The organism is Bradyrhizobium sp. Crot121, assembly GCF_059512385.1.
Map to the genome: position 1 here is coordinate 14,327 of NZ_JCAMOR010000087.1, position 14,067 is coordinate 28,393.

10 protein-coding genes and 1 tRNA gene are annotated in these 14,067 nt (G+C 63.3%); 8 read left to right on the top strand and 3 right to left on the bottom strand.

What is annotated here, in order from left to right; all coding sequences use genetic code 11:
- Positions 1-76: 76 nt before the first annotated feature.
- From AC5ZGW_RS39375 to AC5ZGW_RS39385, 3 genes are all read left to right on the top strand, one after another.
- Positions 77-1,294: an efflux RND transporter periplasmic adaptor subunit gene (locus AC5ZGW_RS39375; RefSeq protein ID WP_130228753.1), complete on the top strand. Its 1,218-nt coding sequence runs from the start codon at positions 77-79 to the stop codon at positions 1,292-1,294.
- The gene (locus tag AC5ZGW_RS39380; protein ID WP_130228754.1) at positions 1,287-4,523 is read left to right on the top strand and encodes an efflux RND transporter permease subunit; all 3,237 of its coding nucleotides are present in this window, start codon (positions 1,287-1,289) and stop codon (positions 4,521-4,523) included. The genes AC5ZGW_RS39375 and AC5ZGW_RS39380 overlap by 8 nt, the downstream gene beginning before the upstream one ends.
- A 62-nt stretch (positions 4,524-4,585) precedes the next feature.
- Positions 4,586-6,424 carry an alkaline phosphatase family protein gene (locus tag AC5ZGW_RS39385; protein WP_130228755.1) on the top strand — a complete coding sequence of 613 codons (1,839 nt, stop codon included), beginning with the start codon at positions 4,586-4,588 and terminating at the stop codon, positions 6,422-6,424.
- 35 nt (positions 6,425-6,459) lie between these two features.
- On the opposite strand, the gene AC5ZGW_RS39390 is transcribed toward AC5ZGW_RS39385, so the two are convergent.
- Positions 6,460-7,032 carry a hypothetical protein gene (locus AC5ZGW_RS39390; RefSeq protein WP_130228756.1) on the bottom strand — a complete coding sequence of 191 codons (573 nt, stop codon included), beginning with the start codon at positions 7,030-7,032 and terminating at the stop codon, positions 6,460-6,462.
- A 390-nt stretch (positions 7,033-7,422) separates the two neighbouring features.
- Between AC5ZGW_RS39390 and AC5ZGW_RS39395 the strand changes: the two genes are divergently transcribed.
- The 3 genes from AC5ZGW_RS39395 to AC5ZGW_RS39405 all read left to right on the top strand — a co-directional run bounded on the left by AC5ZGW_RS39395 (position 7,423) and on the right by AC5ZGW_RS39405 (position 10,386).
- Positions 7,423-8,082: a peroxiredoxin gene (locus tag AC5ZGW_RS39395; protein WP_130228757.1), complete on the top strand. Its 660-nt coding sequence runs from the start codon at positions 7,423-7,425 to the stop codon at positions 8,080-8,082.
- 267 nt (positions 8,083-8,349) lie between these two features.
- A complete protein-coding gene (locus tag AC5ZGW_RS39400) occupies positions 8,350-9,918 on the top strand; it encodes an adenylate/guanylate cyclase domain-containing protein (RefSeq protein ID WP_130228758.1) in 1,569 nt (522 codons plus the stop codon).
- Positions 9,919-10,083: 165 nt separating this feature from the next.
- The gene (locus tag AC5ZGW_RS39405; protein ID WP_165435455.1) at positions 10,084-10,386 is read left to right on the top strand and encodes a histone; all 303 of its coding nucleotides are present in this window, start codon (positions 10,084-10,086) and stop codon (positions 10,384-10,386) included.
- 804 nt (positions 10,387-11,190) lie between these two features.
- Here the strand turns inward: AC5ZGW_RS39405 and AC5ZGW_RS39410 are convergent.
- Complete coding sequence (locus tag AC5ZGW_RS39410) at positions 11,191-11,634, bottom strand: hypothetical protein (RefSeq protein ID WP_028164026.1); 444 nt, start codon at positions 11,632-11,634, stop codon at positions 11,191-11,193.
- 223 nt (positions 11,635-11,857) lie between these two features.
- On the opposite strand from AC5ZGW_RS39410, the gene AC5ZGW_RS39415 reads away from it, so the two are divergent.
- On the top strand, positions 11,858-12,127 hold the full coding sequence (locus AC5ZGW_RS39415; protein ID WP_130230579.1) for a hypothetical protein: 270 nt from the start codon (positions 11,858-11,860) through the stop codon (positions 12,125-12,127).
- A gap of 95 nt (positions 12,128-12,222) precedes the next feature.
- Positions 12,223-12,299 (top strand) — tRNA-Arg (locus AC5ZGW_RS39420).
- Positions 12,300-13,569: 1,270 nt separating this feature from the next.
- Here the strand turns inward: AC5ZGW_RS39420 and AC5ZGW_RS39425 are convergent.
- A partial coding sequence (locus AC5ZGW_RS39425) for a hypothetical protein (protein ID WP_496114071.1) occupies positions 13,570-14,067 on the bottom strand: 498 nt, incomplete at its 5' end.

A 14,067-nucleotide genomic window follows, 5' to 3' on the forward strand; every position in this document is an offset into this window, starting at 1 on the left:
GGCAGCGCGCCCAACTTGCACGCATGGCTATGGCAGCAGCGCCGGGCTCGGACCCGCGCGCGGCGGGAAGGCATATATGAGACGGATTCTTCTTTTCGTTGCCGGCATCATCATCGGCAGCGGCCTGGGCATCACGGTTTGGTCGCATTGGCCGCTGTCGGGAACGCCAGCGCAACCGGAAGCGGCGACGACCGGGACAGCAAAAGCCGAAAGCGAGGATCACGGCACCGAGCGCATCGTGCTGAGCGAGGAGCAGATCAGCGATGCCGGCATCAGGCTGGCACCGGTTGCGGGCGGTACGCTCAGACGCCATTTCCTGGCGCCAGGCTCGCTTATTCCCGACGCCGACCACGTCGGCCGCGTCTCCGTACGCGTGCTGGCAACGGTCGCCGAACTGCGCAAGCGCCTCGGCGACAGCGTCGAAAAAGGTGAGATCGTCGCCGTCATCGAAAGCCGTGAGGTGGCGGACGCCAAGAGCGAATACCTCGCCGCGCGGCTGACCAACGATCTGCAGCAGACGCTCTACAACAGACAAAAGAGCTTGGCCGAAAGCCGGGCCATGTCGGAAAACGAATTCCTGCGGACCCAGCTCACGGCCAATGACGCACGGATCAAACTCGACGGCGCCAGGCAAAAGCTGTTCGCGCTGGGTCTGTCCGAACAGGAGATCGCCGATCTCCCGAACCAGCCGCCGGAAAGCCTGCGCGAGCAATATTTGCGTGCGCCGATCTCAGGCCGCGTCTCCGAGCGGCGCGTCGACCTCGGCGGGCTGATCGGCCGCGAGGGCCAGGAAAGCGAACTGTTCGTCATCGTCAATCTCGATGATATCTGGGTCGATCTCGCGGTCTCCCCGGAAGACATCGCCGCCGTGCGCGAGGGCGGTCTGGTCACGATCCGCGCCATCGGTAGCGACGACGAAGCGGTGGCGCGGGTGATCTTTGTCAGCCCCCTGCTCGATCGCGAGACCCGCAACGCCCGCGTCATCGCGACTCTGCCGAACCGGGATCACCGATGGAGGCCCGGCACTTTCGTCACGGCGGAAGTGCCACTCGGCGGCGAGCCCTCCAAGGTCATCGTCTCGAAGAAAGCGCTTCAGACCGTCAAGGGCAACGCCACGATATTCGTGCGCGACGCCGAAGGGTTTGAGGCGCGACAGGTGCGTACCGGTCGCGAGGATGATGACGACGTCGAGATCGTGAGCGGCCTTGCTCCGGGAGAGACGATCGCCGTCGCCAACACGTTCACGCTCAAAGCTGAACTGGAAAAGGCCGAAGCGGAGCATGGCCATGATTGAGGCGATCATCGGCTTCTCCGTTCACCGCCGCTGGGTGGTCGTTGCGCTCTGCGCCGTCGTCATGGCGCTCGGCGGCTTTGCGTTGACGAGGGTATCGATCGACGCGGTGCCCGACATCACCAACAAGCAGGTGCAGATCAACACCGCGGCCCACGCGCTGTCGCCGCTCGAGATCGAGAAGCAGGTCACCTTTCCCGTCGAGACGGCGCTCGCCGGCGCGCCCGGCCTCGAGAGCACCCGCTCGCTGTCGCGCAACGGCTTTTCGCAGGTGACCGCGGTCTTCAGCGAATCGACCGATATCTACTTCGCGCGTCAGCAGGTCACCGAACGCCTCACCGAGGTTCGCGCACGCCTGCCGCAAGGCATCGAGCCGCGGATCGGTCCGATCTCGACCGGGCTCGGCGAGATCTACATGTGGACCGTCCGCTTCGCCGACAAACCGGTCGAAGCCGACGGCGCGCCGGGCCTGCAACGGGACGGAAGCTTTGTCACCAGCGACGGGGCGCGGCTCAAAGGCGACATCGAGAAGAACGCCTATTTGCGCACGGTGCAGGACTGGATCATCCGGCCGCAGATCAAGACCGTGCCCGGCGTTGCCGGCGTCGATACGATCGGCGGCTATCTCAAGCAGTACCAGGTCCACCCGGATGCGGCGAAGCTGATCGCGCTCGGCTTGACCTTTGCCGATGTTGCGAACGCGATCGAGGCCAACAATGTCAGCCGCGGCGCGCGCTATATCGAAAAGAACGGCGAGGGATTCGTCGTGCGCTCCGGCGGTCGCATCGAGAACATGGAGGAACTCGGCACCATCGTCGTCACTACGCGCGGCGGCATTCCGGTGCGGATCCGCGATATCGCCACCGTCACGATCGGCGGCGAAAGCCGGACCGGCAGTGCCAGCGAGAACGGCCACGAGGTGGTGGTCGGCACGGCGCTGATGCTGATCGGCGCCAACAGCCGCACCGTGTCGTCGGCGGTCGATGCGCGACTGCGCGAGATCGCGCCGACACTGCCGCCGGGTGTCGAGGTCAAGACCGTGCTCGACCGCACCCAGCTGGTCGATGCCACCGTCAGAACGGTTGCGACCAACCTGAGCGAGGGCGCACTGCTGGTCGTTGCTGTGCTGTTTGTCCTACTGGGCAATTTTCGCGCAGCGCTGATCACCGCGCTGGTGATCCCCGTGGCGATGCTGATGACTGCCATCGGCATGTGGCAGGGCCGCATCAGCGCCAATCTGATGAGCTTGGGCGCACTCGATTTCGGCCTGATCGTCGATGGCGCCGTCATCATCACCGAGAACGGCCTGCGCCATCTGGCGGAGCGGCAGCGCGACCTTGGGCGTCCCCTCTCCCGCGACGAGCGGCTGGCCACCGTGCGCGCCTCCGCGGTCGAGATGATCCGCCCGAGCCTCTACGGGCAGGCCATCATCCTCCTGGTTTACGTGCCGCTCCTCACCTTCACCGGCATCGAAGGCAAGATGTTCACGCCGATGGCCGTGACCGTGATCCTGGCATTGGCATCGGCATTCGTTCTGTCGCTGACGCTCGTTCCCGCAGCGATTGCCATTGCCGTCACGGGACGCGTACAGGAGCATGAAGGCAGGCTCGTCAGCGCCTTGAAGCACCTGTACCGGCCGCTGTTGCGCTATGCGATTGCCGCCCCGCTGCCCGTCATCGCAACGGCTGCAGTGCTGTTTGCGGTCGCACTCGCTGGCTTCGCGCGCCTCGGGCAGGAGTTCATCCCGTCGCTGGACGAGAAGAACATCGCCATGCATGCGCTGCGGATTCCCAGCACCGCGCTGTCGCAATCGCAGGCGATGCAGCTTGCGGTCGAGAACGCCGTCAGCCGTTTGCCGCAGGTCGCCTTCGTCTTCTCCAAGACCGGAACGGCCGAGGTCGCGAGCGACCCGATGCCGCCGAACGCGTCCGACACCTTCATCATGCTCAAGCCGCGCGATCAATGGCCGGATCCGTCGATGACGAAGGAGGAACTGGTCGAGCAGATCGCAAGCTCCGTCAATCGCGTGCCCGGAAACGTCTATGAATTCACCCAGCCTATCCAGATGCGCTTCAACGAGCTTCTGGCCGGCGTTCGCGGCGACATCGCCGTCAAGGTGTTCGGCGACGAGTTCGAGCCGATGCTGAAAGCGGCCAACGAAGTGGCCTCGGTCCTGCGCTCGGTGCATGGAGCGACGGACGTGAAGGTGGAGCAGGCCGGCGGCCTTCCTGTCCTCGATATCAAGGTCGACCGCGCCGCGATCGCCCGTCGCGGTCTGAGCGCGGCGGCGGTGCAGGATGTGATCGGCGCCGCGGTGGGCGGCCAGGACGCAGGCGTCGTGTTCGAGGGCGACCGCCGCTTCGACATCGTCGTAAGGCTGCCGGAAGCGTTGCGATCCGACCTCGAGGCGCTCGGCAACCTTCCCGTGGCGCTGCCGAAGGCAACGCCCAACGCCCCGGTCCAGAGCCTGCCACTCAATCGATTGGCGCGCTTCTCCTTCACCGAGGGGCCGAACCAGATCAGCCGCGAGAACGGCAAGCGCCGCATCGTCATCACCGCCAACGTGCGCGGCCGTGACCTCGGCTCGGTGGTCGCGGAAGCCCAGGCCAAGGTCGGCCAGCAGGTCAAGCTGCCGCCGGGCTACTGGACGAGCTGGGGCGGACAGTTCGAGAATCTGGCCGCGGCCCGGCAGAGGCTCGGCATCGTCGTGCCGGCGTGCTTTGCATTGATCTTCCTCTTGCTGCTGGCGGCCACGGGATCGGCGCGCGATGCGCTGGTGGTGTTCAGCGCCGTGCCGCTCGCACTCACCGGCGGCATCGCCGCGCTCTGGCTTCGCGGCATGCCGTTCTCGATCTCAGCGGCGGTCGGCTTCATCGCGCTGTCCGGCGTCGCCGTGCTGAACGGCCTTGTGATGCTGAGCCTGGTCCGCAAGCTCCATGAGGACGGCATGCCGCTGCGGCAGGCCATCGAGAATGGCGCCCTCACCCGGCTTCGCCCGGTCGTGATGACCGCACTCGTGGCGGCGCTCGGCTTCGTGCCGATGGCCTTCGCCACCGGCACGGGCGCGGAGGTACAAAAGCCGCTGGCGACCGTCGTCATCGGCGGCCTGATGAGCGCAACACTGCTGACGCTGGCCGTCCTCCCGGCGCTCTACGCACGGTTCGGACGGCGCGTTGACAAACCTGTCGCAGAGCACGCACAGGAGCCCACCTGTAACAATTCTGTCATATAGCAAAACTAAACGGGTGCGACGATCGATCGCAGGATCGTCGCTTCTGACAGGGGGAAATGAAGATGCGCCGCACAATAACATTGCTATCGGCAGGCTTGATCACGCTTGCGGCCGGGGCCGCATCGGCCCAGAACAGCACGCCAGGTAACGTGATCCTGTTCATCCCCGATGGCCTGCGCTCGCGCATCGTCACTCCGCAGACGGCGCCGGCGATGGCGGGTATCCGCGACAAGGGCGTCAACTTCAAGAACTCGCATTCGCTGTTTCCGACCTTCACCATGGCCAACAGCTCGGCGATGTCGACCGGCCACTATCTCGGCGACACCGGTACCTTCAGCAACACCATCTACACTGGCTATTCTTCGGCCCCCGCAGGCGACACCGTTGTGCCCTTCATCGAGAATGACGCGGTGCTGGCCGACATCGACGATCACTTCAACGGCGACTATCTGAACGAAGAGACCATCCTGAAGATGGCGCGCGAGAAGGGTTTCAGCACCGCCGCCATCGGCAAGGTCGGCCCGACGCTGCTGTTCGACCACACCGATCGCGGCAAGCACACCATCATCTTCGACGATTCCACCGGCGGCAAGAATGGCGTTCCCGTATCCGAGGAGGTGAAGGATGCGCTCACTAAGGCCAACCTGCCCCTGACGACGCCAAGCCGCGGCGACAATGGCAAGGCCGGCGACGCCAAGACACCCGGCACCACGGTCGCCAATGTCGCCCAGCAGGCCTATTTCGCGGACGTCGCCACCAAGGTCGTGCTGCCGATGTTCAAGGCGCGCAACAAGCCGTTTGTCCTGGTGTTCTGGTCGCGCGACCCGGATGGCAGCCAGCACAACACCGGCGACAGCCTCAACACGATCACGCCCGGGATCAACGGGCCGACCTCGATGGCCGCGATCAGGAACGCCGACGACAACCTCGCGCGGTTGCGCAAGGCGCTCGACGAGCTCGGGCTCGCCGCCTCGACCAACATCATCGTCTCCGCCGACCATGGCTTCTCAACGATCTCGAAGGAGAGCAAGACCAGCCCCGCGGCCAAAATCTCCTACGACGACACACCGGAGAATTTCCTGCCGATGGGCTTCCTGGCGATCGATCTGGCCAAGGCGCTGGACCTGCCGCTGTTCGATCCTAACGACAAGAACGCCCGCGTCGCAGACAACGCCCATCCCAAGGCCGGCAACGGCGTGCTCGGCCAGGACCCCGCCAAGCCCGACGTCGTCGTGGCCACCAATGGGGGGTCGGACCTGATCTATCTGCCGAACCGGGACAAGAAGCTCACTGGGCGCGTCATCAAGGCGCTGCTGGAGCAGGACTATGTCAGCGGCCTGTTCGTCGATGACCGGCTCGGGCGCTTCCCCGGCACGTTGCCGATCTCCCAGCTCAACCTTCGTGGCAAGGCGGCGACGCCGACGCCGTCGATCGTAGTCAATTTTCGTTCCTGGTCGTCGGGCTGCGAAGAGCCGACCAATTGCTCGGTCCAGGTCGCCGACACGGTCCTGCGCCAGGGCCAGGGCATGCACGGCAGCTTCAGCCGGGGCGACACGCTGAACTTCATGGCAGCGATCGGACCCGACTTCAAATCCGGCTATGTCGATCCCCTTCCCGTCAGCAACGCCGACGTCGGCATGACCATCGCCAAGCTCCTGGACCTCCACGCCAGCGCCAATGGCGGGCTGCTGGGCCGGGTGATGTCGGAAGCGATCCCGAACGGCATCGTCCCGAAGATGGCCGACGGCACCGTCACCTCGAAGCCGGACACCAACGGGCTGCGCACCGTCATCAAGTTCCAGCGCGTGCTGTCGACCCGCTATTTCGACGTCGCCGGTTTTCCGGGGCGGACGCTGGGCCTCGAGGTCGAGAGCGGCAAACAGAAAACGGCGGGGAAATAGCCCCGCCGTTGATCCTCTTCTCGCTGTCGGGCGATTTACATCAACCCAATATCGAGCACATTCGGGAGCTGCACCAGCGGCAGCGCCGCGGCGCCGACCAGCGTGGCGACCATCGCGGCGAGCGCGTGGCTGGTGCGGCGCTTGCCACGCATCTGGCTCGCGATCCACTCCAGCACCTTGATGTCGATATTGCCGGCGTGCGTGGGCGCCCAGCTCTCGATGTCGGTGTCCGGCGACAGCGCGACCGTGCGCGGCGGCACCGGCAGGCCGGACATCGAAGCGGCGTGATGGGCGACCGCCTTGGCCAAGAGGTCGTCGAAACGACCATCATCGCTGCGGTCGGCCGCGGCTTCGTTGATCTCGAACAGCGCCGCGACCTCCTCCCGGCTCACCGGCTGGTGGGCGACGGCGGAGGCGGTGAGGATGCGCGCGCACCAGGCGGCGTCATCGGCATCGAGCGCTCGGGAAAAATGGATACGGCCCTTGGTGGTGGGGCCTTCGCCGGTGATCACGCCATCGCGTACAATGGTCAGCGCATGCGCGGCGGTCTTACGGCAGGACGGTTGCAGGGCGACCACATCGGTCGCCTCGATACTAGGGGCAGACATAGCGAGACTTCTCAGTTCCTTATTTCAGTCCAGCATTTCCATGCCGGCGTAAACGAGTGGTTACCGATTCGAAACCGGGGTTTCGACATTTGTACATAGTTGCCAATTGGTCGCTGTGACCGCTGTCACGGTTCGAGCCCATTAGCAGATCGGACCCCGCAGATGGGGACCATAAAAGGCAATTCCACGGCAATCCGTGCTCTTGCGGGCATTATGGGTTTTTTCGCCGCAGGCGGGCCGATCAAAAGAAGTTGCTCGAAGTTCCGTCACAAAAGAGAATGATTTCACCTTTTAGCTACAGTGGTTCACTTAAGCCCTTGCAGCGCCTATACTCGCGCGCACACCGGCACAGAAAATTCTTTAGCCACTTCAATAGCATGAGGCAACACCATGACACTTCCCATTGGCGCGACCGCTCCCGATTTCGAAGCCGAAACCACCGAGGGCAAAATTAAATTCCATGACTGGATCGGCAATAGCTGGGCGCTTTTGTTCTCGCATCCCAAGGACTTCACCCCGGTCTGCACCACCGAGCTCGGCGCGCTCGCCAGGCTGAAACCGGAATTCGACAAGCGCGGCGTCAAGCTGATGGGCCTTTCCGTTGACCCGGTCGACCGCCATGCCAAATGGTCCGAAGACATCAAGGAGACCCAGGGTGCCGCGCCGAACTACCCGATGATCGCCGACACCGACTTCAACGTCTCCAAGCTCTACGAGATGCTGCCCGCCTCCACCTCGGGCGATCCCCTCGTCCGGACGCCGGCGGACAATCAGACCGTCCGCAACGTCTTCATCATCGGCCCGGACAAGAAGATCAAGCTGGTGCTGGTCTATCCGATGACCACCGGCCGGAACTTCCAGGAGATCCTGCGCGTCATCGACTCCTTGCAGCTCACCGCCAAGCATCGCGTCGCGACGCCGGCCGACTGGAAGCAGGGCGAGGACGTCATCATCGCCGGCTCCGTCAGCGACGACGAAGCCAAGACGATCTATCCGAAGGGCTGGAAGGCGCCGAAGCCCTATATCCGCATCGTCGAGCAGCCGAAGTAACGCCTCGCGCCATCGATATCCGACCATCATGCCCGGCCTTGTGCCGGGCATGATGGAGCCGTTCCGAACTGCATTTTGTCCCTCCGGACTGCCCTCTCCCCCTAAGCCAGGGCCGCCACCAACTGCCGGCACCCCGCCCCTCATCCGCCGCGGCAAGTTGCTCCAGTTACGCATCAATTTGAAGAAAGCTGCTTCGTCGCCGCGCTTTACAGGCGATGGTTGCGATGGAAGTTTAGCCTGCGAACGGGCGGGAATCGGATCATCGCGATGGACGGCAATCCCAGACAGATACGCTCTGCGGCACTGACAGGTTTCCTGATTGCACTGCTGCTCGCTGCCCTTCCGGTCGCAGTGTGGCTCGATCTGACCAATCTGGCGGAAGTCGCGCTCCGGCGGCAGGCCAATGATCTCAATTCGCTCGTCTCTAGCGTCCGCTCCTATTACGCCTCGAACGTCGTCGGGCGGATATTGTCCCATCCCGGCCAGACCCAGGTGGTCCACAACTACGAGACCATCCCGGGCGCGATCCCGATCCCGGCGACGCTGTCGCTCGAACTCGGGAAAGTCATCAGCGAGCAGCAGCAGAACATCACCTACCGCTTCGTCTCGGACTTCCCATTCAAGAACCGGGCACCGCACCAGCTCGATGAGTTCGAGAGAGCTTCGCTGCAGAGCCTGCGCACCAACCCGGACCAGAAGATCGTCGACACGACGACATCGCTGTTCAGCGACCGCGTCCGGCTCGTCGCCCCGGTCATCATGGGGCCGGCCTGCGTCAGTTGCCACAACTCGCATCCCGAAAGCCCCAAGACCGACTGGAAGGTGGGCGATGTCCGAGGCATCCAGGAGGTCGCGATCACGCAGCCGATCGCGGCGAACCTGTTCTCCTTCAAATATCTGCTCGCCTACCTGGCGCTCGCCAGCATCAGCGGCCTCTCCTTCCTGATGATGCAGCGCCGCCAGGCCCGGCAGATCCGGGCCATGAACCGCGAGCTCGAATCCAACAACGATTTCCTCGCGACGCTGTCGCTGAAAATATCCCGCTACATCCCGCCGCAGATCTACAAGAGCATCTTCAGCGGCCAGAAGGACGTCACCATCCACACCGAACGGAAGAAACTGACGATCTTCTTCTCGGACATCCAGAACTTCACCGCCACCACCGAGCGGCTGCAGCCGGAGCAGATCACCCAACTGCTCAACGAGTATTTCACCGAGATGTCCGAGATCGCCCACCAGCATGGCGGGACGATCGACAAGTTCATCGGCGACGCCATGCTGATCTTCTTTGGCGACCCCGAAACCAGGGGCGATCGGGCGGACGCCGAGGCCTGCGTCCAGATGGCCTGGAAGATGCAGCGCCGCCTGCTCGAGCTGAACGCCAAGTGGCGCGCCGCCGGCATCGAACAGCCCTTCAAGTCGCGCATGGGCATCAATTCCGGCTACTGCAATGTCGGCAATTTCGGCAGCGTGGACCGGATGGACTATACGATCATCGGCGCCGAAGCCAATCTGGCGGCGCGGCTGCAATCGATCGCCGAGCCCGGAGGCATCGTGGTCAGCTATGAGACCTTTGCGTTGGTGAGGGACATCATCCAGGCCCACCCGCTGCCCGCGATCACCATGAAGGGCATCAGCCGCGAGGTGATCCCCTATTCCATCGACAACGTGCTGGACGACGCCGCGAAAGGCGACGTCATCGTCGAGCGGACGGCCGGGCTGGATTTCTACCTTGATCCATCCGTGCTCGATCCGCAGGGCATCGACCGGATCAAGGCGATCCTGAGCGATGCACTCGCAGCGCTCGACCGCAGGCGCGCCACGCCCGCGCAGTAGCGAAAACAGGACGACAATCGAAGCGCCGGTCCCTGGCATCAGTCCCTGAGAGCGATCGCGCTTGCCGACTACGCCGAAGTGCGCAGTGCGCAAATGACGGCATCGATTTGACGCTTTCAAGAATCCGGCTATCGTTGCGCTCTCGTTCAACTGTTGGGGGATGACATGGACGACGACAAGCCCGTAATCGAAGAGGTCACCAACACGCTCGGCGCCGCCGCAACGGCCACCATCGAAGCCGCCACGACAGCCGCGAAGAAGGTGCGAAGGACCGCCAAGAAAGTGGCGAAGAAGGTAGCGGCGGCCAGGAAGAAGAGACCGACGAAGACCGGGAAGGCCGGCAAGAAGGCCGCCAAGAAGTCGGCAAAGAAAGCCAAAAAGGCGCCGAAGAAAACGTCCAAGAAAGCCACCAAGAAAGCCACCAAGAAAACCTCCAAGAAAAAGAAGGCCAAGAAGTCGAAGCGCTGAGCAAATCCGCGGCCCTCGCCCCTCGTCGTCCCGGCGAACGCCGGGACGACGAGGGGCGAGGTTCGGATTCAAATTTCAAATAGCGTGAGGATGTGAGTTCGCGTTCTCGCGGCGAGTTACGCCCGAGGTTTGCGTGACCGTTACCCTCCTCGATATCAGAGGGCGCAGGGAAAGCCGGGTGCTGGTTGCACCCGTGGGTCCCGTGCAACAAAAAGCACGGGGGTAGGACCACAGGTTCAACCGAAGCATTCCGGCTTTCCCTGCGCGATGGTGTTACGGTTTCCTTCGCGCTCTCCCCGGTGACCGGGCTTTCTGCCACCGTCGCCCTTAGGGATGTTTCCATCCCCCAGGACTTAGCGCCAGCGTCGGGGCGCCAGGACCACACGACTTCGCCGTCCGTGATGCGCGTGCTCGTCAGTCACACGCTTCACGTCCACCGCATCTCACCGCAACGTTCGTGACGATCGCGAGCCGCCCCTCATCCGCCGTGAGACGCGCGGAGTTAAATCACTGATTTGCCCGACGGCGAAAGCGGAATGTTTTTTGTGTGGGGGCTGGACGGGGCAAATCATGTTGAAATCGCTTGCGAATTTTTCTCCGCTGTCATTCCGGGGCGCGCCTCTTGGCGCGAGCTATGATGTGCAATTGCACATCAGAGAATCCATTGCGCCACATGCGCGAGCGGACAGATGGATTCCGGGCTCGATGCTTCGCATCGCCCCGGAATGACGGAGGGCGTGGGAATTGGCCCCCCGGAATGACGACGGAAATTGCGGTGAGGCGAATGACTGAAACCGGCCCGCCCTACCACTCTTCCGGGCAGGGATCGACGATCTTCCAGAGCTCAACGCCGTTCTTGATCTTCTTCATTTCGGTGGTCAGCCCACCGTTGCGGCGGATCCAGTCCTTCACCGTCTGCGGGTAATAGGACATCAGGTCGGAGGTGCCATCGAGGCTCGTGACCTTGATGCCGAAGGTGAAGGCCTTGTCGTAATAGGCCTGGTGGAAACCGACGCTCGCCCTGGGCGTGACGCAGATCTTGTTCATCGGCACGATGCCGAACACCAGCGTGCAGGCGGAATTGCAGATGCCGTCGATGATGACGCGATCGCCGCGATCGCGGATGCGCTTGTACTTGGCCTTGTACTCATCGACGTAGCCGCCGTGGTCGCGCGTGATGTGCAGCACGGCACGCGCCGGCGCCATCGCGAGAGCAAGGAACAACAGGGCGAGAAGCGTGATGCGCATGAACAATGTGACAGTCGCCTTGGTCGCCTCAAACAAAGCCGGCTGCGGGCCCCGGACCAGACCCCAAAACTCTGGCCGGACTGTGTTGGGAAACCGTTAAGCATCCAGAATGGGCCAAAAATTGACGTGATGTGGCCGATTTCCCGCAGTTTTTCCCTCCAAACCGCGCTAAATGAAAGGCCGGATCGGCCAGAATCGCCCCGGCTGGCCCTGGAGACGCACAATGCCCAGACTGAAGTTTTTCGCCGCCGCAGCGGTTCTCGCCGCCATGGCTGCCGCCCCAAGCGTGGCCGACGCCCGCCATTACCGCCATCACCACCACCACCGGCACTACGCCGGGCACCTGCCCTATCAGATCAGCTACCTCCACAATTACGGCCCGGGGCCGACGCCCGGTACGTTCGCCTATTACGACGGCCCGGCGACGGTAAAATGCCGCCAGAGCGCCTCCGCCTATATCGGCCAAGATGGCCGCCGGCATCCCTGTTTCTGAAGCCCACCGGGCGGGACGATGTGCGCAGAGCACCCTTCCCGCTCTCCCCCCGCTGGCCGTTCCGGCCCAACTCTGATAATCGACGCAAACGGCACGCGCTCGTAGCTCAGCTGGATAGAGCATCGGATTTCGATTCCGAGGGTCGGGAGTTCGAATCTCTCCGAGCGCGCCAATTCCACACTGTCCAGCCCGGACACATAGGTAACAGAACGTACCTGAGAGATGGGTGACAACCTCGTGCCGAACGGGTTGTCGAGGGGTTTGAGGGTCGTTTACTCCAAAGTCTATCCAGGTTGACGTCGATCGGATGCGATCTTTTGCGTTCCAGCGTGACGCATGTCCGCGTGATCCACCCCATTTTCTATCCCGTTGAGCAGCATGATCGCGCCGTCCATCGGCGCAACCAAGCCAAGATGACGGAAGTCGCGCGCAAGGCATGGCACGCGTTCGTCAAGCTGCGATTTTGGTCTTCGCTCTGACGACGGTCACCCTGCCCGCGCAGGCCTGCAATGGCGGGGGAAATTGCACGGAGGCCCACGAGAACGCTCCCGGTCAGAACAAACACGTCGGCGGAGCGCCCGGGCCGATCGCTGGCGCAGGCCTTCCGATCCTTGCGGTTGGCTACGGCGTCTATTGGCTGATCAGGCGCCGCCGTAGGTAGGCCAACGGGCATCTGGCGACGATTGAAGCGCTCGCTTCTTCAAGCTCGCGATCGTGCGCGGCCGGCGGTGGATGCACGAGAGCGGAACCTATGTAAAGATCACGCCGGCTGGGGCTGAACTGTTCGCCTAAGCGTTAATTATGGACCGCAACTGCCGTGGCGGACTGATGAAGATGCCTTTAGCGGCGCTTCTACTTCAGCGGCCTTAATTGTGACGACTCCCTTTAGCCCCCGCAATGCGCTGCCGGGCTTTTTTGGCTGCGCCCCCGCCGTTCGGTGCAAAAGTGCACAGACTTCCCTGCCCAAGGGCGCTTGGATCGGCCACGTAACCTCCCGGTCGATCCGTGTCGACTCCTCGGCCCGACGGTTCGCCGAGAGGAAGCGCAGCCCCGGCGTGCTCCCCTACGCCGGTCGCGTCGGGGCAGCGTTCCAGCCTGCCATTTGCAATCCAACAGCTCCGGAACGATCGATGACGCCACGCGAGAAGCGCGACATGCCTTACATCGTCGGGCTCGCCTGTTTGGCGGCGGCCCTGATGGTCGCACTCGCTGCGTTCTGGCGATAGATCGTGGAACGGTGCTAGGCGTTGTGTGTTCGAGGGGGGATGAACGATGCAGCCCGCCGCTGACCCTGATCTCCTGCATCATACGCAAAAAACGATGCGGCCTGAGGGAAGTCACCCGGACGGCGACCACAAGGACATCATTTCAATATCGCTGGGATCCATGCGGGCGCATTGAGCGGGTCCGCCTGCTGCGAAGGAGCTGTCCGGACGAGTCTGTCAGCCGGTCAGTCGTTTGATAAGCCGCTCGTTGAGTTGGCCGTCCGCGAACAGCACGCCCCAATAGCTGACCCTCGACAGCTCGACGGCCAGCAGCTCGGCCTCGATCGGCACCCCAAAGTATTCGGCTTTGGTGACGTTTTGCCATGTCGTCTCGATCACGCGGCCATGACGATCGATGCACCACGCGTGATGGATAGGGCTGCCGCCGCTCTCGTGGTCTACGGCGTAACCCTCGACGTAGGTCAAGTTGTCGTCGATGAGCGCGAGGCCGGCCGCATTTCGGAAGCACCAGCCGAGCGCACCGCGCGCCGCACCGTACTTCTTCGGCAGCGCACGCCCTTTATAGACGGTGCCGTGTTCGAGCAGAAAGCGCTCGAACCGGCCGCCGTTCGCGGCGCCGGTTTGGAGGAAGTGCTTTAACGGCACTATTATTGGACGTCGATCGTTGTAGGCGGGGCCGTGTTCTAGCAGAAAGCGCTCCAACTGGCCGCCCTT